This is a genomic window from Microbacterium sp. LTA6 (genome assembly GCF_045690355.1).
Classification (GTDB): Bacteria; Actinomycetota; Actinomycetes; order Actinomycetales; family Microbacteriaceae; genus Microbacterium.
Genome location: NZ_CP147855.1, coordinates 1,468,618 through 1,488,043, shown reverse-complemented (window position 1 = coordinate 1,488,043; position 19,426 = coordinate 1,468,618). Strand labels below are relative to the sequence as shown.

General features: G+C 68.3%; 18 protein-coding genes. 2 read left to right on the top strand and 16 right to left on the bottom strand.

The genetic code is table 11. From position 1 onward, the window contains the following. Nucleotides 1-103: 103 nt before the first annotated feature. The 7 genes from LTA6_RS07045 to LTA6_RS07015 are packed head-to-tail and all read right to left on the bottom strand — an operon-like array spanning nucleotide 104 to nucleotide 6,460. A complete protein-coding gene (locus tag LTA6_RS07045; RefSeq protein WP_407359254.1) occupies nucleotides 104-808 on the bottom strand; it encodes a DNA-3-methyladenine glycosylase in 705 nt (234 codons plus the stop codon). Further along, nucleotides 808-2,616, bottom strand: coding sequence for a hypothetical protein (locus LTA6_RS07040; protein ID WP_407359047.1), 1,809 nt, complete (start codon nucleotides 2,614-2,616; stop codon nucleotides 808-810). Before LTA6_RS07040 ends, LTA6_RS07045 begins: the two co-directional genes overlap by 1 nt. Further along, nucleotides 2,606-3,385 carry a TIGR03943 family putative permease subunit gene (locus tag LTA6_RS07035; protein ID WP_341976881.1) on the bottom strand — a complete coding sequence of 260 codons (780 nt, stop codon included), beginning with the start codon at nucleotides 3,383-3,385 and terminating at the stop codon, nucleotides 2,606-2,608. Before LTA6_RS07035 ends, LTA6_RS07040 begins: the two co-directional genes overlap by 11 nt. Next, nucleotides 3,378-4,406, bottom strand: coding sequence for a permease (locus tag LTA6_RS07030; protein WP_407359046.1), 1,029 nt, complete (start codon nucleotides 4,404-4,406; stop codon nucleotides 3,378-3,380). The genes LTA6_RS07035 and LTA6_RS07030 overlap by 8 nt, the downstream gene beginning before the upstream one ends. Beyond that, on the bottom strand, nucleotides 4,403-4,819 hold the full coding sequence (locus LTA6_RS07025) for a transcriptional repressor (RefSeq protein ID WP_341976879.1): 417 nt from the start codon (nucleotides 4,817-4,819) through the stop codon (nucleotides 4,403-4,405). Before LTA6_RS07025 ends, LTA6_RS07030 begins: the two co-directional genes overlap by 4 nt. Before the next feature lie 55 nt (nucleotides 4,820-4,874). Beyond that, nucleotides 4,875-6,059 carry an RNA polymerase sigma factor gene (locus tag LTA6_RS07020; RefSeq protein WP_407359045.1) on the bottom strand — a complete coding sequence of 395 codons (1,185 nt, stop codon included), beginning with the start codon at nucleotides 6,057-6,059 and terminating at the stop codon, nucleotides 4,875-4,877. 32 nt (nucleotides 6,060-6,091) lie between these two features. Further along, complete coding sequence (locus LTA6_RS07015; protein ID WP_341976878.1) at nucleotides 6,092-6,460, bottom strand: YciI family protein; 369 nt, start codon at nucleotides 6,458-6,460, stop codon at nucleotides 6,092-6,094. Nucleotides 6,461-6,675: 215 nt separating this feature from the next. On the opposite strand from LTA6_RS07015, the gene LTA6_RS07010 reads away from it, so the two are divergent. After that, complete coding sequence (locus LTA6_RS07010; RefSeq protein WP_407359044.1) at nucleotides 6,676-7,962, top strand: ATP-binding protein; 1,287 nt, start codon at nucleotides 6,676-6,678, stop codon at nucleotides 7,960-7,962. A gap of 6 nt (nucleotides 7,963-7,968) precedes the next feature. Here the strand turns inward: LTA6_RS07010 and LTA6_RS07005 are convergent, their stop codons facing one another. From LTA6_RS07005 to LTA6_RS06975, 7 genes are all read right to left on the bottom strand, one after another. After that, entirely contained in the window at nucleotides 7,969-8,832 is an 864-nt protein-coding gene (locus LTA6_RS07005; protein WP_363549699.1) for a metal ABC transporter permease, read from the bottom strand. Beyond that, nucleotides 8,829-9,659 carry a metal ABC transporter ATP-binding protein gene (locus tag LTA6_RS07000; protein WP_407359043.1) on the bottom strand — a complete coding sequence of 277 codons (831 nt, stop codon included), beginning with the start codon at nucleotides 9,657-9,659 and terminating at the stop codon, nucleotides 8,829-8,831. The genes LTA6_RS07005 and LTA6_RS07000 overlap by 4 nt, the downstream gene beginning before the upstream one ends. Then, a complete protein-coding gene (locus LTA6_RS06995; RefSeq protein WP_341976870.1) occupies nucleotides 9,656-10,651 on the bottom strand; it encodes a metal ABC transporter solute-binding protein, Zn/Mn family in 996 nt (331 codons plus the stop codon). Before LTA6_RS06995 ends, LTA6_RS07000 begins: the two co-directional genes overlap by 4 nt. Before the next feature lie 80 nt (nucleotides 10,652-10,731). Continuing rightward, nucleotides 10,732-12,417, bottom strand: coding sequence for a glycoside hydrolase family 13 protein (locus tag LTA6_RS06990; RefSeq protein WP_407359042.1), 1,686 nt, complete (start codon nucleotides 12,415-12,417; stop codon nucleotides 10,732-10,734). A gap of 59 nt (nucleotides 12,418-12,476) precedes the next feature. Continuing rightward, nucleotides 12,477-13,355 carry a carbohydrate ABC transporter permease gene (locus LTA6_RS06985; protein WP_341976867.1) on the bottom strand — a complete coding sequence of 293 codons (879 nt, stop codon included), beginning with the start codon at nucleotides 13,353-13,355 and terminating at the stop codon, nucleotides 12,477-12,479. After that, entirely contained in the window at nucleotides 13,355-14,266 is a 912-nt protein-coding gene (locus LTA6_RS06980; protein ID WP_341976865.1) for a sugar ABC transporter permease, read from the bottom strand. Before LTA6_RS06980 ends, LTA6_RS06985 begins: the two co-directional genes overlap by 1 nt. Continuing rightward, entirely contained in the window at nucleotides 14,263-15,570 is a 1,308-nt protein-coding gene (locus LTA6_RS06975; protein WP_407359041.1) for an ABC transporter substrate-binding protein, read from the bottom strand. The genes LTA6_RS06980 and LTA6_RS06975 overlap by 4 nt, the downstream gene beginning before the upstream one ends. 98 nt (nucleotides 15,571-15,668) lie before the next feature. On the opposite strand from LTA6_RS06975, the gene LTA6_RS06970 reads away from it, so the two are divergent. Beyond that, nucleotides 15,669-16,889 (top strand): ROK family protein, encoded by a 1,221-nt coding sequence (locus LTA6_RS06970; RefSeq protein WP_407359040.1) that lies wholly within the window; start codon nucleotides 15,669-15,671, stop codon nucleotides 16,887-16,889. Between the two features lie 208 nt (nucleotides 16,890-17,097). Here LTA6_RS06970 and LTA6_RS06965 read toward each other — a convergent pair whose 3' ends face one another. Then, on the bottom strand, nucleotides 17,098-18,426 hold the full coding sequence (locus LTA6_RS06965) for a dihydrolipoamide acetyltransferase family protein (protein ID WP_407359039.1): 1,329 nt from the start codon (nucleotides 18,424-18,426) through the stop codon (nucleotides 17,098-17,100). Nucleotides 18,427-18,450: 24 nt separating this feature from the next. Next, nucleotides 18,451-19,416 (bottom strand): alpha-ketoacid dehydrogenase subunit beta, encoded by a 966-nt coding sequence (locus tag LTA6_RS06960; RefSeq protein WP_363551371.1) that lies wholly within the window; start codon nucleotides 19,414-19,416, stop codon nucleotides 18,451-18,453. Nucleotides 19,417-19,426 lie beyond the last annotated feature (10 nt).

The window sequence follows — 19,426 nt, the reverse complement described above, 5'->3', positions numbered from 1 at the left end:
CGCCGACCTTTCAAAGAGCGCAAAGGGCTGCATCCGAGCCGGTTATCGAGCCGTTTGCGCTCTGTGAACCAAGAGGAGGGGCCTAAAACCGGGCGGGAGCCGATCAGTCGAGAGACCTGGCCGCTTCGGCGGCGCCGCGGCCCCAACGGAATGGCGATACCGTCGGGTCGTCGGCGATCCAGAACCGCCACGGGAAAGCGGCGGTTCCGGCGACACCGGCGACGCCGACCCGCGGACCCGAACTCCACTCCACGGGCTGCCGCGGCATCCAGAGCTCGGCCCGAGCCCCGTGCAGCTCGATGCCCGAGATCGCGTCGATGCCGTCGTGCAACGGATGCCGGAGCCCCACCGCTTGGCCGAGTCGGCCGGGGCCGCGCGCGAGGTCACGCAAGGCCGTGCGGCTCAGCGGCGTGGTGATGCCGCGGCGCGCGGCCGCGGCATCCGCCCCGAAGACGACCTCGCCCGCGCGCAGCAGCACACCGCCCGCCTGCCCTTCCGGCCCGCAGACGACATTGACGCAGGAGTGGATGCCGTGGCTGAGATACACGTACAGATGACCGGGCTCGCCCCACATGGTCGCGTTTCGTGCGGTGCGCCCCATCCGCGCGTGCGATCCCGGATCCGGCTCGGAGCCCGTTCCGTGCCCGTGGTAGGCCTCGACCTCGGTGATGCGCAGGCGCATCTCCACGCGCTCATCCCCCGCAGTCACGACGGTGCGCAGCTGCCCCCCGAGCAACCGCGGCGCGACCTCGAGCGGGAGGCCGCTCAGTTCGGCGCGGGTGGCGCGCCGGAGCGCACCTGCGTCCATCAGAACCGCGGAGCCGTCTGGCACCAGGAGGCGTCGAACCCGGTGAGTGCGACGAGTTCCTTGCCGGAGGCGAGGTCGATGAGGTGGGTCTCCAGGGTCCGCGGAAGCGGCAGCAGCATGTCGTCGTAGGGATTGTCGACGAGTTCCGGCGCGATCACGACCGCCGCGTACTGACCGCTCGGTGAGGCGCACGCCTGCAGGATCGAGTCCGTGGATCCGACTTCGACGAGCGGCTCGGCCGCACCCTTGTCGTCGACGCGGATGATCGCCTGACCGGTCGGCATCCCGACGTCGTTCCTGGCGACGATGTGACGCAGTGTGCCGCCCGGGAACGGGGTGATGGTCGTCGCGATGCCGTAGTCGGGATCGGATGCCTCGAGCGGCTCCTCCGACCCGTCGGCGAGGTTCAATTCGACGACGGCACCGTCGACGCGTTCCACGATCGCCGTGTAGGTGCCGCGCGAGATCCCCTGGATCGTCGCGGCCAGACCGAGCGACTGCACACCCGCATCGCTGGAATGGTCGACGAGAGCGAGCGCTCCGTCGAAGTCGATGAACAGCACAGCCGCGCTGTCCGGCACGAACTGCCAGGAGAAGATGCTCGCTTCCTTGTCCCCGACCTCGACGACCTGCGGCTTGTCGTCGCTGTTCAATGACTGCGTCACCAGCACACTGGCGCGGCCGGAGGTGTCGCTGAGCTCACGATCGGAGTAGCTGTAGCCGACGAGGCCACCGCGTTCGGACACCTGGATCGCGCCGACGTACCCCTCGCCCGGAAGCGACAGCTCGCGCTCGTTCTTGCCGTTGCGATCCATCACGAGCAGCCGGGAGAGATCATCCTTGCCTTCGGCGACCGACACGACGAGCTGCGTCGACGTCGCCCGGAAGTCGTTGATGCGCTCATGCGAGAACACCGGCACGGCCTTCTCGCCGCTCAAGTCGGTGCGGAAGATCTTGTCCTTGCCGTCGGCGTCGCGGCGCAGCAGATAGATGCTGGATGCCGGGGTCTTGAAGCTCGTGGTCAGGTCGGCGCTCGGGCCGCCGCCGACACCGACCGCATCATTGACCGTCACGGTGTACTTCGTCGAGTCGTCCAGGGGAACCGTGAATCGGATGCCGACACCGCGGCCGGCGGCATCGACGGTGAAGGGCACAGCCGGTTCGACCGTGACCTGCGCGGGGTCGATGTCGGCGAGCGCCTGATTCGCGGTGAGGATGACCCTGCTGCCGGAGGAGTCGATGGCTTCTTCCGGGTCGACCTGGGTACTGGTCAGCCGTGGCCCCTGCACCAGGCTCGCGGCTCCCAGGCCGGCGCCGACGAGCACCAGGACGCCGACCACGGCGGCGAGCGCGACCAGGAACCGACGGTTCGGGCGCACAGGGGATGCTTTCGCGGGGGGTGTATCTTCCGGCGGAACGCCCTCGGCCGGGATGCCCTCGCGTCGAGCATCGTCACTTTGTCGGCTCAGATCACGAATGTCGGTCGGAACCTCGGCGTTTCGGCCGACAACTGTGATTTCAGCCGACAAAGTGGCCAGCACGGGGTCGGATGCCGGGGCGGGGACGGGGTCGGGGGCAGATGCCGGGACCGGGTCGGATGCCGGGACGGGTTCCGGTGCCGCCGCGGGGACGGATGCCTGCGCCGGGTCGGGGTCGGATGCCGAGACCGGGTCGGATGCCGGGGCCGGAGTGCTGGCTTGGGTCTCTGCCGCCGCAGCCGCCTCGGCGGCTTCCCGCGCCGCGCGCATCTCGGCGCGCGTTCGGGGGATGGCCGGCGTCTCCTCCGGACGCTCCTCGTCAGTACTCATACGGGTCACCCGGCTCGTCGATCTCGACCACCGATGTCGGCACGATACGCAGTGTGCCGTCGGCATCCGCCTTCACCGTCCCGGTGACCTCCACCCACTGCCCAGTCGCGTAGGTGCCGGCGTCGGCGCTGACCGACACCGCGGCCGGCTGCGCGTCGATGACGCAGTGCGTGATCACCATGCGGGTGAGCCGCACCTCGTCCGAGCGGGAGTCGGCCGGCGTCACGAATCCAGTGAGGGTGACGGATGACCCGTCGTACGCCTCGGGCCTGGTGGCTGTCGCGAACACGCTCGCCCAGTCCCCCACCCCGAAGGTGGTGGTGTCGGCGACGCCGAGCGTGACGTCATCCGCACCGGCGAACAGCGTGGTGTCCACCCTCGCACGAGACATCGCGAGGTCGACCGAGAGAGACGCGGGCGGCAGCACGAGGGCCGCAGCGACGACTCCGGTCGCCACGATGCCGGCCGAGACCGTGCCGACGCGGGCGAGGGTGCGACGCGGAGCACCGGCGGGAGCATCCGCGTCATGCCCGTGATCGTGCCCGTGATCTCCCTCGCTGCCGAGCGGGAGCGTGCACGACCAGATCGCCCCGGCGAGGGTGAGGACGGCAGCCGCGCACGCGAACCACACCGTCTCCGGACTGATGTACAGCGTCAGCCGACCGGAGATGCCGAGTCCGAGAGTGACCACCGCGATGACGGCCGCGAGCCCGACGCCGAGCCAACGGGAGCCGAGCGCCTGCGCGCGCGAGGGAGCGTGATCAGACAAAGACGTTCACCCCGATCCCGATCGCGAACGCCGCGAGCACGACCACGCCCACGATGCCGGCAAGAGTGCGGGTGGTGAAGGTGGTGCGCATGATCGCGAGCATCTTGATGTCGACGAGCGGGCCGACCAGCAGGAAGGCGATGATCGCTCCTGAGGAGAAGGTCGAGAGGAAGGACAGCGCGAAGAACGCATCGACGTTGGAGCAGATGGCAACCGTCATCGCCAGCACCATCATCGCCACGATCGACAGCACCGGGTTCGATCCGATCGCGATCAGCACGTCCTGCGGGATGAGCACCTGCACCGCTCCGGCGAGCGCCGATCCGATCACCAGCGCCGGCATCACCGCGCGCAGCTCGACGAGGAACTGCGTCAGGCTGCGCCGCACCGGTGTGCCGTGTTCGTGCGTCACGCGATCGCAGGTGTCGACGAAGCGTTCGGTCAGGAGCGCGTTCGGCGAGGGGTGCCGGCTGTAGAGCCAGCCGATGAGGTTGGCGATCAGGTAGCCGCCGACGAGACGGGCGACGAGGATGCCGCCGTCCCAGCCGAACGCGGCGTGCGTGGTGAGGATCACGATCGGGTTGACGATGGGAGCCGCGATCAGGAACGTCAGCGCCTCGGCGGGTGCGAGGCCGCGCATCATCAGGCCGCGAGCGAACGGCACGTTGCCGCATTCGCAGACCGGAATCAGCATCCCGAGCAGCGACAGCACCGCGCGCCGGGCCCACGCCCGCTTCGGCAGCCAGCGATGGATGACGTCGGCCGGAAGCCAGACCTGCACCACGATCGACAGGATGACCCCGAGGATCACGAACGGCAGCGCCTCGATGAGCACGCTGAGTGCGAGCGTCAGGCCGTCCTCGGCCCGCGTCGGCAGCGACGCGGTGAACAGCGTCGGCAGGAACCCGTCGATGAGGAAGAGCGCGGCGAGGATGCCGACGCCGATGCCCAGCCCGACCCACGCCGACCGCGGCGAGCGCGACGTCTGGTGTGCATGCCGTGACGGGGTGAGCACGCTCACGCGGTCGGCGCTCCCTCGGCGTCTCGCTTGTTCGCACACGGCGTGCAGAGGCCGAAGATGTCGACGACGTGCGCGGCTTCGGTGAAGCCGTGAAGCGCCGCTGTGCGATGCGCCCACTGCTCGACGTCTTTCGCCTCGATCTCCACGGTCAGCCCGCAGGATCGGCAGATGAGGTGGTGATGATGCTCCTGGGTCGAACAGGCACGATAGAGCGCCTCGCCCTCAGGGCTCTGCAGCGAGTCGGCATCGCCCGTGGCGGCGAGGCCGGCGAGTGCACGATAGACGGTAGCCAGGCCGATGCCGGTGTTCTCTCCGCGGAGGGTGGCGTGCAGGCTCTGCGCGCTCACGAATCCGCGCGCGTCGCCGAGTGCTTCGCGCACTCGTTCACGCTGCCAGGTATTGCGCTGAGCCATACCGAGAGTCTAAGCGGCGTGGCTTGCCCGCGGCTGGGAGGGCGATCACGGCCATCTAGTCGCGCAACCGCGCCGCGCGCGCGTGGAGGTACTCGCGTTCCGGGATCGACAGCGTCAGCTGCGCGGCGGCGAGGTACGCCTCCACGGCTTCGCCGTCTCGACCCGCCCGCTCGAGGAGGTGACCCCGTACCGCAGCGATCCGCCGATGGTCGGCGAGGACACCGCTCTGCGCGAGCTCGTCGACGACCGCGAGCCCTGCGGCCGGACCGTGCACCATGGCCTCAGCGACCGCCCGGTTGATCGTCGCGATCGGGTTCTGGGTGGACTGCTCGAGCATGCGGTACAGCGCGAGGATCTGCAGCCAGTCCGTCGACTCGGCGTTCTCAGCAGCGTCGTGCAGCGCCGCTATCGCCGCCTGAATCGCATAGGGGCCGGGCGCGCCCCTACCCAGCGCCTGGTCGAGGATGGCGGTGCCCTCGTCGATCGCAGCACGGTCCCACATCGAGCGATCCTGTTCGTCGAGGGGGATGAGCTCGCCTCGCGCGCCGGTGCGCGCCGCCCGACGAGCGTCCGTGAGCATCATCAGCGCCAGCAGACCGGCCACCTCGACATCGTCGGGGCGATCCTCATGCAGCTCGCGACCGAGGTGGATGGCTTCGTCGCTCAATCTGACGTCATGCACATTCGCACCGGCGCTGGACGTGTGTCCTTCGGTGAACATCACGTAGATGACGGCGAGCACCGATTCCTGTCGGTCCACGCCATCCGTCGGGCCGGGAAAGACGCCGCCCTCCGCACGGATGCGCGCCTTCGCGCGGCTGACGCGCTGCGCCACGGTCGCCTCGGGGAGAAGAAAGGCCCGTGCGATCTGCGCGGTCGTCAGCCCTGCCACCGCACGCAGTGCAAGCGACACCTGTGACGAGCGCGTGAGGGCAGGATGGCAGCACAACCGCAGCAGCCGCACGCCGTCATCCCTCGAGGGGGCGGGGGCATCGGCGAGCGGATGCCACACGTCGAAGTAGCTGCGCTCCCGCTCCCGACGCTGGTGATCGCTGCGGATGCGGTCGATCATCCGCCTGTGCGCCACGGTCAGCAACCACGCGTGAGGGTCCGTCGGTGCACCATCGCGTGGCCATTGACGATGGGCTGCAAGAAGCGCCTCCTGCAACGCGTCCTCGCAGAGGTCGAACTGGCCGGTGCCGTATCGGCGCAGCAGCGCTACGAGAACCTGCGGCGCCACGCGACGCCACAGGTCCTCGTAGCCCGGTTCGCTCAGATGTCCGCCCCTGCGGAGAACATGACCGGGCGAACTTCCAGCGCCAGCCCGTCGATTCCGGCATCCGGGATCTGCGTGGCGAGCTCGATGGCCCGTTCCTCGGAATCCACATCGATCAGGTAGTACCCGCCCATGAACTCCTTGGTCTCCGCGAACGGGCCATCGACGACCTCTGTTCTGCCGCCGACGCTGCGCACCAGCTTCGTCTGAGCCGGTCCGCCGAGCGCGTGCGTGCTGAGCATCTCACCGGTCTCGGTCGCGTTGGCGATGAACGCCTGGTGCCCGGCGCCGATGGCCTGCTGCTGCTCGGCCGTCAACGCGTTCAGGACGTCCGGGCTCACGTGCATGAGAATCATGTACTTCATGGTTCGTTCTCCTTCTATGACACGAGGCGGCCAAACGCCTGCCTCGCTGTGTGGTCGGAGCCGTTGCCGGTTCCTCGACACTAATCCCGAACAGTTCGATGGAGCGAGGCTCCATGCCCGGGTCACGTGCACCGGATCATTACGGTGGATGCCGGCTGAATGGGTTGCCGCCTCTCCGCGCCGGTATGGTTGCCGCATCGAGACGAAGGAGCCTCATGACCGGCTGGCGACTGCGCGAGTTCCACAACGATGACCTGGGCGGCATCCTGCACCTGTGGGAGGAGCTCAAGCGCGCCGGCAGCGAACCGGTCTACGACCTCAGCGAGGTGGTGGCCTCCTGCCAGAAGGATCACGCGATCGTCGCGGTGCACGGCGATGACATCGTCGGGGCCATCGTCGGCCGGGCAGCACACGACCAGGGCTGGATCGTGTTCTTCGCCATCGACGACGACTGGCGCGGTCGCGGAATCGGATCGGCGCTCCTGGCCGCGCTGGAGAAGAGCATGGCGCAGCACGGTCTCACCAAGCTGTCGGCCCTGATGCCGGAGGTGGAGACGCGCCTCGCCGCATTCGACGCCCAGGGCTTCGAACTCAAGCAGCACCTGCGGTACTTCGAGCGACGCATCCCGGTGCAGCGGCAGGAGCTCTCCTCCCTTGCCGAACTCGGTGGGCGCCTGATGCCGCGCGACCTGTGGGGGTCGGTCTCGGGGATGCGCCGGGAGAAGGAGATTCTCGAACAGCGGCTGGTGCTGCCGCTCGCTGAACCCGACCTGGCCGAGAGCTTCGGCGTCGTTCCGCCCCGCGCGGTGGTGCTGTTCGGTCCCCCAGGCACCGGCAAGACGACATTCGCGAAGGCGATCGCCTCGCGCCTGGAGTGGTCGTTCGTCGAGGTCTTCCCCTCGCGACTCGCCGCCGATCCGAAGGGACTGGCCGGCGCTCTGCGGGAGACATTCAACAAGATCTCCGAGCTCGAGCACGCGGTGGTCTTCATCGACGAGGTCGAGGAGATCGCCGCGCAGCGGTCGGGCGAGCCACCGTCGCCGCTGCAGGGCGTGACGAACGAGCTGCTGAAGATCATCCCGGCGTTCCGAGAGCAGCCAGGACGCCTGCTCGTGTGCGCGACGAACTTCATCCGCGCGCTCGACAGCGCCTTCCTCCGGCACGGCCGGTTCGACTATGTGATCCCGATCGGGCTTCCCGATGAGGCCGCGCGGCGGTCGATCTGGCGCCGGTACATCCCGGAACTGGTCGCGGATGCCGTCGACATCGACCTTCTCGTCGAGCGCACGGCCGGGTTCTCGCCGGCCGACATCGAGTTCGCCGCGCGCAGCGCCTCGCAGCGTGCGTTCGAGGCGGCGGTCGGCGCCGGGGATGCGGCATCCGATACAACCGGACCGGGTACCGACGACTATCTGCAGGCGGTCGCGGGCACCCGCACGACCGTGTCGGCAGAGACCGCCGCCGAGTTCCTGGAAGACATCGAGGCGCTCGCGCGGGTGTAACCGGATTCAGGAACGCGGCGCGCGGCGCACGCGCGCCCTGGCCCGCTGCACCAGCCAGCACACGGCGTAGATCAGGAACGACAGGGTCGTGATGTACGGGCTCACCGGCAGTGTGCCGGCGAGCGCGAGCAGGATGCCGCCGACGGCCGAGACGAAACCGAACAGCGCGGCGAGCAGCGGCACCGCGACCGGGCCGGCGCTGACGCGCATCGCTGCGGCCGCAGGGGTCACCAGCAGCGCCATCACCAGCAGCGCCCCGATGATGTGCACGCTGACGGCGACGATGAGTCCGAGCAGCACCATGAACACGAGGCTCACGGCCCTCGTCGGCACGCCGCGGGCCGCCGCCGACTCGGGGTCGAGGGAGTCGAAGCGCAGCGGGTTCCACATCAGCAGCAGCCCGAGCAGCACGACGATGCTGATGCCGAGCAGCCAGCCGAGGTCAGGACTGGACACCGAGACGATCTGCCCGGTGAGCAGACTGAACCGGTTCGCGCTTCGGCCCTCGTAGAGCGACAGGAACAGGATGCCGAGGCCGAGGCCGAACGGCATCAGCACGCCGACGATCGAGTTGCGGTCCCTGGCCTTCGCGCCGAGGATCCCGATCAGGATCGCCGCGATGAGCGCACCGCCCAACGAGCCGGCGACCACGCTCCCGCCGAACAGCAGCGCGGCGGCGGCGCCGGCGAACGAGAGCTCGCTCACCCCGTGCACAGCGAAGGCGAGATCGCGCTGCATGACGAAGACGCCGATGAGCCCGCCGACGATACCGAGCACGGCGCCGGCGAGGATCGAGTTGGCGAGCAGCGCGACGAGCGCGCCATAGTCCTGGAACGAGAACACGTCCGACCAGTCCACGAGGGGCCTCATGCGATCTCCCCGTGGTCGTGGTGCGGCTCGGCATCCGGCACTCCCACCACGACCAGGCGGTCGCCGGCACGGAGCACGAAAACGGGGGTTCCGTAGAGGTCGGTGAGGACGCGGCTCTGCAGGACCTCGTCGGGGGTGCCGAGCACGAAGCGGCCGCCGGCGATGTAGAGGATGCGGTCGACGCGGCCGAGGATCGGATTGATGTCGTGGGTCACGAACAGCACCGCGGCGCCGCGCTCACGACGCTCCCGATCGATGATGTCGGTGATGCCGCGCTGGTTGGCCAGGTCGAGGTTCGACAGCGGCTCGTCGCACAGCAGCAGGCTCGGCGCATCGGCGAGAGCCTGGCCGACACGGAGGCGCTGCTGCTCACCTCCGGAGAGCATCCCCACTGGTCGTTCGGCGTAGTGCGCCGCACCGACGCCGTCGAGCAGGGCGTCGACGCGCGCTCGATCACCGCGTCGCGGAATCGGGAATCCGAATCGGGTGCCCTGCACGCCCAGAGCGACCACATCGCGCGCACGCATGCTGGTGTCGGGGGCCATCGGTCGCTGCTGAGGGATGTACCCGATGCGCGGATTCCCCCGATGCACCTTCTCGCCGCCGACGAGGATGTTCCCGGCCGACAGCGGCTGCAGGCCCAGGATGCTGCGCAGCAGCGTGGTCTTGCCGGAGCCGGACGGACCGAGCACGGCGATGAACTCCCCGGGCTCGACGGTCAGGTCGAGGCCTGCCCAGAGCTCATGGTTGCTGCGATGAAGGGCTGCCCCGGTGATCTCGAGGATGGGTCCTGGTGCGTGGGCGCGCGCGTCAGCGCCGCCGCTCACGAGTGGAGTGCGTCGGCGAGGTTCTGGATCGCGTCGCGCATCCACTCAGAGTACGACGATCCGTCCTCGAGAAGTTCACTGAAGGCGACAACCGGGATGCCGGCCGCTTCGGCCGCATCCTCGACGCGCTCCGTCTCGGATCCGCCGGTCTGCGCGTTGGTGAGCAGCACCTTCGCCTGTCCGTTCTCGATCACCGCGAGCGCCTCGAGCAGTGTGGCCGGTGCGACATCGGCGCCTTCTTCGACGGCCTCGGCGAACCCTTCCGGGGTGACGTCGGTGAGGCCTGCCGCGGCGGCGATGTACCCGGGAAGCGGTTCGGTGATGAAGACGGGTGCGCCCGCGGCTTCGGTCTTGAGCGTGTCGAGGTCGGTCTCGAAGCCCTCGAGGTCGGCGACGATCTCGGCGGCCGCTGCCGTGAAGTCGGCTTCGCCCTCGGGGTCGAGCGCGGTCAGCTCGTCAGCGATGGCCTCGACGACGTGGACCATCGTGTGCGGGTCGAACCAGACGTGCTCGTTGAACCCTTCGATGTGATCGTGGCCCTCGTGGTCGTGCCCCTCTTCGGCGTGGGCGTCGCCTTCCGCTTCGTCCGCGTGGTCGTGCTCGGCCTCTGCTTCGTGTCCCTCGTTGCCGGGGAAGTCGTGCGAGAACTCGACGGCCGTGACGACTTCGGGGTCAGCGCCCTCGAGGAGCTCGTCGATGAACGAGTCGTAACCGCCGCCGTTCTCGATCACCAGTTCAGCCTTCTGCAGCGTCAGCCGATCGCGGGCGCTCGACTCGTAGGAGTGCGGGTCCTGCGCAGCCGACGTGATGATCGACGTGACCTCGACCCGGTCGCCGCCGATCTGCGCGGCGAGCGAGCCGTAGACGTTCGTGCTCGCAACGACCTGGATCTTGCCGTCATCCGCTCCGCCCGCGGCCGGTGCAGCGGAGCATCCGGCGAGCGCGAGAGCTGCGACGGAGACGAGGGAGAGGGCGAGAGCGGGCTTCTTCATGCTCCCACTCTAAACGCTAATGAGAACCATTATCAAACGCGCGTTGGTGCCCTGCTCCCCCGCCCCCAGAAATATGCGGCTCAGCCGACGAGTCCCGCCGGGGCGATCCAGACCGTCGTCTCGCCGGGAACCGAGCGTCCGTCGACGGTGCCGCTCGAGAGCACGATGCCCTCGGCATCCGCACCGATCTCGAACGGCTCGGTGCCGAAGTTCGCCACGATCTGCCAGCCGTTGGGGCGCTCGAACCGCAGCACGTCATCGCGGCCAGTGGGGATCCACTCCAGGCGCTCGTCCGTCTGCAGGCGATGCCGCAGGCGCAGGGCCTCACGGTAGAGCGACAGCGTCGAAGCCGGGTCCGCCGCCTCGTCATCCACCGCGTACTCCGCGAACCAGGCGGGCTGCGGCAGGTGCGCATCGCCGGATCCGAATCCGAACGACGACCCGGTCGCCGTCCACGGCAGCGGCACACGGCATCCATCCCTGCCGAGCCCGTCGAATTCGCCGCCGCGGAAGAAGGCAGGGTCCTGTCGCTCCTGCGGTGCGATCTCGGCGACCTCGTGCAGTCCGAGTTCCTCGCCCTGGTAGAGATAGGTGCTGCCGGGCAGGCCAAGCAGGAGCAGCGTCGCCGCACACGCCCGGCGCCGCCCCCGTTCGCGGTCGAGCCGGTCTTCGGGCCCGCCCGCCGCGACCCATTCCGTGCCCTGCTTGACCGGGCGCCCGTTCAGCGCCGGCAGCCCGTAGCGGGTGGCGTGCCTGGTGACGTCGTGGTTCGAGAGCACCCAGGTCGTCGATGATCCGCTCATCTGCGACTGCGCCAGATTCTCGGCGATGATCGAGCGGAACTGCCCGGCGTCGAAGTCCGCGACCAGCAGATCGAAGTTGAACGCCTGGCCGAGACCCTCCGCGGAGGCGTACTTCGCACGGCGCTCGGGCGTGGAGACCCAGGCCTCGGCGACCGCGGTGCGGGGCGGGTCGTACTCGTCGAACACCCTCCGCCACTCGGCGTAGATCTCGTGCACGTCATCCCGGTCGATCAGCGGATGCTTGCCGTCCTGCGGGATGAGCTCGAGCTCGGCGCGTGACGGCAGCGGCTCGGTGAGATCCTTCGTCAGCATGTGCGCGACGTCGATGCGGAACCCGTCGACGCCGCGGTCCGACCAGAAGCGCAGGGTCGTCAGGAAGTCCTCACGGACCTCCGGGTTGTCCCAGTTCAGATCCGGCTGCTCTGTGGCGAAGTTGTGGAAGTACCACTGACCGTCTTCGACGCGCTCCCATGCGGGGCCTCCGAACACCGACACCCAGTCGGTCGGCGGCAGTTCGCCGTTCTCGCCACTGCCCTCGCGGAAGATGTACCGGTCGCGCGCGGCCGACCCGCGCCCGGCGGCGAGCGCCTCCTGGAACCACTCGTGCAGGTCCGAGGTGTGGTTGGGGACGATGTCGACCACGACGCGGATGCCGCGGGCGTGGAGAGCGGCGACCATCGCGTCGAAGTCCTCCAGCGTCCCGAGACGCGGATCGACGTCGCGGTAGTCGGCGACGTCATATCCGCCGTCGGCGAGCGCCGACGGATAGAACGGGCTCAGCCACACGGCGTCGATGCCGAGGTCGTCGAGATAGTCGACACGGGAGACGATGCCGGGGATGTCCCCGAGCCCGTCACCGTTCGCATCGGCGAAGCTCCGCGGGTAGATCTGATAGACGGCGGCCTGTCGCCACCAGGTGGCGGGATCGGCCTTGCGGGTCTCGACGAGTAGCGCGTCGGTCATGAGTGGTACTGCTCCTTCTTGTGGGGGTTTCGAGTGTGCCTTGTTCTCGCCGGACCGGCTCAGCCCTTGACAGCGCCCTGAGTGACGCCTTCCATGACCCAGCGCTGCGTGAACAGGTAGGCCACGATGGCAGGCGCCATCGCCATCAGGTACGAGGCGAAGGACACGTGATAGTTGTTGCTGAACTGCGTCTGGAAGAGGTTCTGTCGCACGGGGAGCGTCTGCAACGCAGGGTCGGAGATGATCAGCGACGGCATCATGAAGTCGTTCCAGGCGTACAGGAAGGCGAAGATCCCGACGGTGGCGCTCATCGGAGCGAGCAGCGGGAAGATCAGCTTCCAGAAGGTCTGCCAGGTCGTCGCGCCGTCGATGCGCGCGCTCTCCTCGAGCTCGAGCGGTATCGACCGCAGGAACGCGGTGAACAGCAGGACGCTGAAGCTCATCTGGAACATCGTCGCGAGGATGATGACGCCGAAGGGGTTGTCCAGCCCCACCTGTCCGGTGAGCTGGATCTGCGGCAGCGCGACCACGGGGAACGGGATGAACATCGCGGCCAGCAGGTAGAAGAACGAGTACCGGAAGAGCTTCCGATCCCAATTGCGCACGATGGCGTAGGAGGCGAACGCCGCCAGCACGATCGTGGCGAAGACGGTGCCGGCGGTGACCAGCAGTGAGATTCCGGCACCCACCGGGAACTTCGTGAGGGTCCAGGCCTGAACGAAGCCCTCGATGCTGAAGGGCGCCGGGAACGAGAAGGCGTTGCCGTCGACAGCCTGCGCCTGCGTCTTGAACGCCATCGAGAGCGTGACGTACAGCGGCAGCAGCACGGTGACGGCGCACAGGATCAGGATGATCGTTCCCGACCAGTTCACCCGTTCCATCTTGATGCGAGGTTTGCGGCCGGAGGCGGTGACGGTGGTGAGCGTCTGCGTCGACATCAGAGTGCGTTCCTTCCGCGTGTCAGCGAGAGCTGGAAGAGGGAGATGATGATCGCGACGATGAAGAAGATCGTCGCATTCGCCATCTGGTAGGCGTAGTCGCCGCCGTTGAAGCCGGCGATCACTGTCATCGAGATACTTCTCGTCGCGGTGCCCGGCCCGCCGTTGGTGAGGCCGACGATGATGTCGTAGGCCCCGAGGAAGCCCTTGAATCCGAGGATGACGTTGATCACGACGTAGCCGGCCACCAGCGGCAGCGTGATGCGGGTGAGCTGCTGGAGCTTGTTGGCGCCGTCAATGTCGGCGGCCTCGTACACCTCGCCCGGCACCGAAAGCAGCCCTGCGATGTAGATCAGGAGCGTGCCAGGGACGGCCTGCCATGCGGTCACGATCACGATCGCGACCCAGGCCAGATCGGGGTTCGCCAGCATGCTCGTCTCGAGCCACGGGATGCCGGTCGCGGCCCCCGCTGCGGGGAGGGAGTTGGAGAACAGGAAGTTGAAGACGTAGGCGATGATGATGCCCGAGATCACCATCGGGATCACGAAGATCGTCCGCAGCCCCGTCTTGAAACGGATGCGGGAGGTCAGCCCGACCGCGAGCAGGAATGCCACCACGTTGACGGCGAGCACCGTCGCGATCGAGAACCCGAACGTGAACAGGTAGCTCTGCAGGATGGCGGGGTCGCTGAAAAGCGCGATGTAGTTGGTCAGCCCGTTGAAGCTCCAGTCCCCGATGCCGATGGAGTCGGTGAAGCTGAAGAAGATGCCCATCACCGCCGGCACGGTGATCGCCAGGGTGAACAGCACCAGTGTCGGCACCAGGAACAGGTAGTAGATCGGCTCGACGCGCTTCGTAGGGCGGCGCAACCGGCGCGCGCCGCCGGTGACGATGGTCGTTGTCGTGGTCATTTCGCGGACTCCTCTGTCTCGCTCGACACGGCGGGGGCGCGGAAGGCGACACGCGCCCAGTCCGCGTCCATGGTGCGCAGGGTGGCGGCGGGGTCGGCGCCGAGTACGATCGCCTGCACGTAGTTGAAGACCGGGATCGTCTTCGGCACGAGCACCGAGGGGCCTTGATACACCTGGGCGTCGTCGTAGTACTCGATCATCCCCTCGATCCGCGGATCGTCGGGGGCAGCGGCATCCTTCGTGGGCGTGAACCCGAGCTGGGACGCGTTGTACGCCTCGATGTTCTCGGGCTCGTAGAGGAACTCCAGGAAGTCTCGGGCGGCATCCTGATGACGCGAGCCCTCCGGGATCATCGCGGCGAGGTCCATGTTGACGCGCACCGCGAGGTCGGACGGGTCGTCCGTCATCGGCAGGGGGAAGGTGCCGAGCTCAAGGTCCGGCGCGGTCTTCGCGATCTCGCTGAACGCCCACGGCCCCTGCAGGTACATGGCGGCCTCGCCCTTCGAGAAGGCGAGGTTGCCGTCGCCGTAGCCGCGGCTCGAGGCATCCTCGTTGACATAGTTCTCCGTGAGCTGGAGCATCCTGTCGATCGGCTCGGCGAAGTCGTTCTGGAACGAGACGGCCGAATCCGGGCCGACGTCGGCGCCTTCGGCCGCCAGCTGCTCGAAGAAGTCGATGACGTCGATCGAACCGCCCAGCGCGTAGTCGTACCAGCCCTGGCCGACCGTCCAGTCGTCCTTGAATGTCGCGTAGAACGGCGTGATGCCGGCGGCCTTCAGCTGCTCGCACACGGCGATCAGCGCGTCCCAGGTCTGCGGGACCTCGAGGCCGTTGGCCGCGAAGATGTCCTTGTTGTAGATGACGGATGCCGCCATCACCGAGTACGGCAGGGCGCTGGTGCGCCCCTCGCAGAATCCGTACTGGTCGAGCAGCGGCTGCAGGTCCTCGCGGGTACTGGCTGCGGCATCGGTGCCGGCGAGATCGGACAGCGTGCAGCGCTGCACGAAGCGCGCGATCTCCATGTTGTAGTTGGCCAGCATGATGTCCGGCGGGTTGCCTCGCACGAAGCTCGCCGAGACGACATCGACGCCGGAGGTGTCGATCTCGACGCGGACCTCATCCTGCGCGGAGTTGTACTCGGCGACGAGTTCAGTCATGAACTCGATCGCCTCTCGCTTGCTGAACGTGAAGCGGATGGTTTCGCGATCCGATCCGGCCGCGCAGGCGGTGAGCGATGCGGCGAGCAGCCCGAGGGCGGTCGCGCCGGCCGCGAGCCGGATCGAGCGTGTGCGTTTCAGAGACACCGTTGTCCTTTCATGCGTAGATTCATGGATTAAATCTAGTGAGCAAATCTACTGATGAAGGGTACTCTCTCATCTGAGGGAGAGCGAGGTCAAGAGCTGTGGCAGATGTTTCCGCAGACCTCGGCACCGGCCGCGCGAGCGTCGGCGCTGTTCTCGACTTCGCCTGGACCGCGGGAGAATTCACCGCCACAGAGGCGATGGCGAGCACTTCGCTGACCCGATCGACGGCGATCGATGCCATCGACACGCTCGTCGGCGCCGAGGTGCTTCAGGAGCTGCCCAATGCGCGAGCCGCCGGCAGCTACCGTTCCGGTCGTCCCGCGCGGCGCTTCGCGCTCTCGCCAGACATCGGCATCGTGATCGGCGTGGACGCCGGCGACACCCACCTCGCGGTGACGGTCGCCGATCCGCTGGATCGCACCCTCGTGCACCACCGCACAGATCTGGATCCCTCTCAGTCGGCGGCCGAGCGACTCCGGACGATCATCGGGCAGTTGCAGCTCGCTCTCGATGAGGCCGATCGCTCGCGAGGAGACATCCTCGCGATGTGCATCGGCGTCGCCGCGCCCGTCGACCGCGACGGCGTCTCACCGCCGCATCCGGACGGCTTCTGGGAGCGCACCAACCCCGGCCTCGCCGAGGCCCTGCGCGACTGGGCACCCGTCGTGGAGATCAAGAACGACGCACAGCTCGCAGCGATAGCGGAGGGCTCGGCCGGAGCCGCGATCGGATGCCGCGACTACGTGGCGCTTCTCTCCAGCGAGCGCTTCGGCGGGGGCGTCGTCGTGGACGGCCACGTGTTGCACGGCGCTCACGGAGGAGTCGGCGAGGGCGTCGTCTTCGACCACATCATCGGCGTCGGCTCGGCGTTCGGACTCCGGTACGCCCTGCAGGATCAAGTGCGCGCTGGTGTCGAGAGCGGCGAGATCGACCGCGGCAGCGCGATGGGCCGGCTCACCGACGCCCGTCGTATCGACCCGCGCGCGGTTCTCACCGCAGCCGCGGCAGGAGATCCGGAGGCCCTTCTCGTCAGCTCCCGGGTCGGCGAGACCCTGGCACGCGTGGTCGGCGTGCTCGGAAGCATGTACGACCCGGCGCGCGTGATCGTCTGCGGCGCCGTCGCCGAGAGCATCGAACCCGTGCTCGCCGCCGCTCGCCGGATCCTCCCGGAGCAGCTGCACCTTCCGGCCCCCGAACTGCTCGCCTCGACGCTCGGCGGCGAGGTGGTGTCGATCGGTGCCGTCGCCACTGCTCGCCGTGCGGCGCGGGAGCAGGCCGTGCCGCTGCTCGCCGAGCGGCGACTGAGCGCGCGGGCGTAGGCCGCGGCATCCGTCCGGGTCTGCATCCGTCCGGCGTCTGTCAGAACCGCAGCCATGTCACAGAAGCGGCGGGTGCGTTGCTGGCAAACCCGCATCTTCTGTGCCGCGGGTCGACTGCGCGTCACAGAAATCGTCAGTGCGGATGCCGAGCACTCGCAGCTTCTGCGACACGGCACGCGCACCGGCCACGAACCTGGCCAACGGACCGTCAGTCGACGAGCAGCGCCGGCTCCTCGAGAATCGATGCCACGTCGGCGATGAACCGGCTCATGCCATCGCCGTCGACCACACGGTGATCGAACGAACCGGCGACCGTCGTCACCCAGCGCGGGCGCACCTCGCCGTCGACGACCCAGGGCTTCTGGCTGATGGTTCCCAGCGCCACGATTCCGGCCTCGCCGGGGTTGATGATCGGCGTGCCGGCATCCATCCCGAAGACGCCGATGTTCGTGATCGTGATCGTGCCGCCCTGCTGGTCGGCCGGCGTCGTCTTTCCTTCGCGGGCGGTCAGCGTCAGGCGGTTCAAGGCACGGGCCAGATCCTTCATCCCGAGGTCCTGCGCATCCTTGATGTTCGGGACGAGCAGACCGCGCGGGGTCGCCGCGGCGATGCCGAGGTTCACGTAGTGGCGCACCGCGATCTCGGCGCCGCCATCCTTGTCGACCCAGGCCGCGTTCACCATCGGCGTCCGGCGGGCGGCCCAAATCACCGCGCGGGCCATGATCAGCAGCGGCGAGACGCGGATCTCGGCGTAGTCCGGTGATGCCTTGAGCCGCTTGACGAGCTCCATCGTGCGGGAGGCGTCGATCTCCTTCCACACCGTGACGTGCGGCGCGGAGTAGGCGCTCTGCACCATGGCCGACGACGTCGCCTTGCGCACGCCCTTCACGGGGATGGATTCGGTGCGGTCCTCGGATGCCGCAGACGCCGCGATGCCGCGGGCGATCCCGCCCGGTGCCGCGTGCGGGGCCGGAACGGTCTCCTCGCGCACGTCTCCCCACTCCGGAGTCTGGATGTTGCGGAAGACGCTGGCCTGAGATGCGTGATTCACGACGTCGTCGCGCGTGACCTCGCCGTCGCCGCCGGTGGCGGTTACCGCGGTGAGGTCGACCCCGAGATCGCGGGCGAGCTTGCGGATCGGCGGCTTCGCGATGACGCCGACCGAGGAGAGCACCGAGCGCTCCGGCGGCTTGCGCCGACGCGAGGTGGCGCCTCCCCCGGTGCCGTAGCCGACGAGCACCGAGCCGCCGGCCTCCTCGACAGCAGGTGCCGGAGCGGCGGGTGCAGCATCCACCGCATCCGTCAGGAAGGTGATGATCGGCGACCCGACCTCGACCGTGGTGCCCTCACCGACGAGCAGCTCGCCGACGATACCGGCATGCGGCGACGGCAGCTCGACCAGCGATTTGGCGGTCTCGATCTCGCAGATGACGTCGTTGATCGCAACCGTGTCGCCGGGGGCGACCTTCCATGTCACGATCTCGGCCTCAGTGAGACCTTCGCCGACATCGGGGAGGTTGAAGTTCTGCGTGCTCATAGCGAGTCCTTCCGGACGGTGGAGTCAGTAGGCCAGCGAGCGATCGACGGCCTCGAGGATGCGGTCGGCATCGGGGAGATACGTGCCCTCGAGCTTCGCGGGCGGGAACGGGGTGTCGTAGCCGGACACACGCAGCACCGGCGCCTCGAGCGCATAGAACGCGCGCTCCATGACGGTCGCCGCGACCTCGCTGCCGAGGCTGGTGAAGCCCTGCGCCTCCTGTGCATAGACCATACGACCGGTCTTGCGCACCGAGTCGAGGATCGGCTCGTAGTCGATCGGCGACAGCGAACGCACATCGACGACCTCGCAGCTGGTGCCCTCGGACTCGGCGAGCGCGGCCGCCTGCAGCAGCGTGGTGACGATCGCGCCGTGACCGACGAGAGTGACGTCGGAGCCCGTGCGCACCACGCGCGAGGAATGCAGGGGAACGGCGGATGACTCGACGTCGACCTCGCCCTTCTGCCAGTACCGGCTCTTCGGCTCCATGAAGATCACCGGGTCGTTCGAACGGATCGCCTCCTGGATCATCCAGTACGCGTCGTTCGGTGTCGACGGCGACACCACCCGCAGCCCCGGGGTGTGCGTGAAGTACGCCTCCGGGCTCTCCTGGTGGTGCTCGACGGCGCCGATGTGACCGCCGTACGGGATGCGGATGACGATCGGCATCGAGAGCCGACCCTCATGCCGGTTGGTCAGCTTGGCGAGCTGGGTGGTGATCTGGTCGAACGCGGGGAACACGAATCCGTCGAACTGGATCTCGCAGACCGGACGGAAGCCGGTCATCGCCAGACCGATGGCGGTGCCGACGATGCCGGATTCCGCGAGCGGGGTGTCCAGCACGCGCCGCTCGCCGAAGTCGCGCTGCAGGTGCTCGGTGACGCGGAACACGCCGCCGAGCTTGCCGATGTCCTCGCCCATCATCAGGACGCGGGGGTCGTCTTCCATGGCCTTGCGCAGCCCGGCGTTGAGAGCCTTGCTGAACGGCATCGTCTCGAGG

Bases quoted from the DNA above. Each gene is read 5' to 3' on its own strand.
- LTA6_RS07045 (WP_407359254.1), bottom strand. From the start codon at position 808: ATGGACGCAGGTGCGCTCCGGCGCGCCACCCGCGCCGAACTGAGCGGC.
- LTA6_RS07040 (WP_407359047.1), bottom strand. From the start codon at position 2,616: ATGAGTACTGACGAGGAGCGTCCGGAGGAGACGCCGGCCATCCCCCGA.
- LTA6_RS07025 (WP_341976879.1), bottom strand. From the start codon at position 4,819: ATGGCTCAGCGCAATACCTGGCAGCGTGAACGAGTGCGCGAAGCACTC.
- LTA6_RS07015 (WP_341976878.1), bottom strand. From the start codon at position 6,460: ATGAAGTACATGATTCTCATGCACGTGAGCCCGGACGTCCTGAACGCG.
- LTA6_RS07010 (WP_407359044.1), top strand. From the start codon at position 6,676: ATGACCGGCTGGCGACTGCGCGAGTTCCACAACGATGACCTGGGCGGC.
- LTA6_RS07005 (WP_363549699.1), bottom strand. From the start codon at position 8,832: ATGAGGCCCCTCGTGGACTGGTCGGACGTGTTCTCGTTCCAGGACTAT.
- LTA6_RS06995 (WP_341976870.1), bottom strand. From the start codon at position 10,651: ATGAAGAAGCCCGCTCTCGCCCTCTCCCTCGTCTCCGTCGCAGCTCTC.
- LTA6_RS06990 (WP_407359042.1), bottom strand. From the start codon at position 12,417: ATGACCGACGCGCTACTCGTCGAGACCCGCAAGGCCGATCCCGCCACC.
- LTA6_RS06985 (WP_341976867.1), bottom strand. From the start codon at position 13,355: ATGTCGACGCAGACGCTCACCACCGTCACCGCCTCCGGCCGCAAACCT.
- LTA6_RS06980 (WP_341976865.1), bottom strand. From the start codon at position 14,266: ATGACCACGACAACGACCATCGTCACCGGCGGCGCGCGCCGGTTGCGC.
- LTA6_RS06965 (WP_407359039.1), bottom strand. From the start codon at position 18,426: ATGAGCACGCAGAACTTCAACCTCCCCGATGTCGGCGAAGGTCTCACT.
- LTA6_RS06960 (WP_363551371.1), bottom strand. From the start codon at position 19,416: ATGCCGTTCAGCAAGGCTCTCAACGCCGGGCTGCGCAAGGCCATGGAA.